Origin of the sequence: Leclercia sp. EC_58 (genome assembly GCF_019584355.1) — a bacterium.
In the GTDB taxonomy this organism is placed as follows: Bacteria; Pseudomonadota; Gammaproteobacteria; order Enterobacterales; family Enterobacteriaceae; genus Enterobacter.
In genome coordinates, this window is sequence record NZ_VDAM01000002.1 from 1 (window position 1) to 2,067 (window position 2,067).

At 46.8% G+C, this 2,067-nt stretch carries 3 protein-coding genes; 2 read left to right on the plus strand and 1 reads right to left on the minus strand.

Translation table 11 applies throughout. The annotated features are described in order from the left end of the window. Positions 1–319 precede the first annotated feature (319 nt). Both FHC51_RS22365 and FHC51_RS22370 read left to right on the plus strand, forming a co-directional pair. Complete coding sequence (locus FHC51_RS22365) at positions 320–631, plus strand: type II toxin-antitoxin system HigB family toxin (protein WP_045898923.1); 312 nt, start codon at positions 320–322, stop codon at positions 629–631. Then, positions 628–1,047: a type II toxin-antitoxin system HigA family antitoxin gene (locus FHC51_RS22370; RefSeq protein WP_220436749.1), complete on the plus strand. Its 420-nt coding sequence runs from the start codon at positions 628–630 to the stop codon at positions 1,045–1,047. Before FHC51_RS22365 ends, FHC51_RS22370 begins: the two co-directional genes overlap by 4 nt. Positions 1,048–1,527: 480 nt before the next feature. Here FHC51_RS22370 and FHC51_RS22375 read toward each other — a convergent pair whose 3' ends face one another. Then, complete coding sequence (locus tag FHC51_RS22375; protein WP_220436750.1) at positions 1,528–1,917, minus strand: TonB family protein; 390 nt, start codon at positions 1,915–1,917, stop codon at positions 1,528–1,530. Between the last annotated feature and the right edge of the window lie 150 nt (positions 1,918–2,067).

Consider the following 2,067-nt stretch of genomic DNA (forward strand, 5'->3'; position numbering starts at 1 on the left):
CGGATTCGCGTTTAAACTCTGCGCTGAAATTTCTTTTTTTCATTATGGCACCTGTGTTGTTCTGAGGTGAGCATATCACCTCTGTTCAGGTGGCCAAATTCAGTAAACCACTTCATCACAGTGATTCCTTATCAGTCATCCATTGCTAACGGTCGAGGTTCGCATGAAGACGAGACTTCCGGCGCTGTAAATCAGCTCTCTGCGCTCAGGAAAAGACATAGCCGCTATGTAGGGGAAAGCGCCATTGTTCACATATTGTAAACGGGTATGGGCGGTGCTATCATGTTCACATAATGTAAACGGATGGAACGACCGCAAGATGCACGTAATTTCAAAAGAGCCTTTTGAGGAAGCGGCAAAGCAATATCCCAACGATTCGTTAGCCGTTCGGGCGCTGTACCGCTTAGTCCGCGAGACGGATTTTTCTTCTCCAGCTGAGATGCGAACGCTGATACCGAGCCTGGACAATTTCAAGTATCGTAATAAGTGGTGGGTATTGGATGTAGGGGGCAACAACTTGAGGGTTATCGCCTATATTAATTTCGTGAATAAACGCTTCTATGTGAAGCACATCGCCACCCACGCTGATTACGACAAGTTGACCCGCTATTACAGGGAGAACAAAGAATGATTACCGACACTGCAAAAGCCATTGAAGCAACCAAACAACTCGTAGCTGCTGTTCCCTTCCTGGGGGGCAGTTCGTCCGAGAGCGATTACCAAGAAGCGATAGAGTTGGTGGACTATCTGATCGAAAACGACGACGAGAACCCGCTTATTGACTTCCTGGCGAGTAAAATTGCTGACTATGAGGATAACAGCCCTCGTTTCGCTGAATTCAACAAGGCTATCGCTGAAATGCCGGTCGGCGTTGCCCTTCTGCGCACCCTGATTGACCAGTACAGGCTGTCTTATTCTGACCTTAAGGAGGAGATCGGCTCTAAATCGCTGGTTAGCCAGATTCTCTCTGGCCAGCGGTCACTGACAATCATGCACATTAAGGCGCTGTCTGCTCGTTTTGGTGTCAAACCAGAGTGGTTCCTTTGACTGTCACGTAGCCCATAAACATTTCTCTGCTGCTCTGGTGATTTTCCTGCAATCGCCAGAGCGTCAATAAACGGCTGCTTTTCCAACGCGAACTGATCAGCCAACTGCTCCAGTCCCTTGTTTTTCTCTTCCTCTTTCTGTAACGCTGCCTCTTTCTTGGCGGCACGCTTCTTCTGGTTATCAGATAATTTTCTGGCTTTAGTCAACTGGGGTCCGCTTGGAAAACAGAAATTATCCCACGTTAAGCCTGTTTTTTAAGCAATGAAAAATTGACAGGCAGCTTTGAGCGAAGAGCTGAAGTTCACACTTACTCCCTCAGTTGATTGACGAATCATTAATATTATCGTGCTGTCACCCACTCAGATTCGCTGTATGGGTGATCAGGAAAACTTAAGCACAAGTATTTTAGCTACAGGTTTTACTGCCGTAAGACGCAATATTGGGTATACAGTCTTAAATCTCAGATTCAAGCTCACTTACTTATTTATCGAACGTCAGCGGAACTTCTTCCATTCTTGCGCCGCCGTTCAGCCGGAATGTGATAGTGATAATTTTTGGCAATGAAGTGGGTTCCATTCCACACCACTTATTCATTGCATGCATCGTTTCTTTCTCAAACACATCGGCTGGCTGCGCTGCTACGATTTTGATGTTTTCCGCACACCCTTTTGTATTCACAGTGTATGAAGCCCTTACAACCCCCTCAATCCGGCCAGCCTGTGCTTTTGCAGGATAATAGGGCTGGTTCCTAGTGGCGGATTTACCTACTTTTATGTCTCCTAGCGCATGTTGCTGACCCGACTGTGTTTGCTTGTGAACACATCCAGTTGCCAGCATAGCCAGCGTTATAGCCATTATTAAACGTTTCATTCTCTCCCTTGATAAAGTAACCACCAGAAGCGCCCTAGGGAAGGTGCGAACAAGTTCCTGATATGAGATCATCATATTCATCCGGAGCGCATCCCAGAGGGACATCATGAGCCATCAACTCACCTTCGCCGATAGTGAATTCAGCACTAA

What these genes read in the sequence shown, in the direction of transcription:
- FHC51_RS22365 (WP_045898923.1), top strand. Translation starts at nt 320, where the DNA reads ATGCACGTAATTTCAAAAGAGCCTTTTGAGGAAGCGGCAAAGCAATAT.
- FHC51_RS22375 (WP_220436750.1), bottom strand. Translation starts at nt 1,917, where the DNA reads ATGAAACGTTTAATAATGGCTATAACGCTGGCTATGCTGGCAACTGGA.
- FHC51_RS22370 (WP_220436749.1), top strand. Translation starts at nt 628, where the DNA reads ATGATTACCGACACTGCAAAAGCCATTGAAGCAACCAAACAACTCGTA.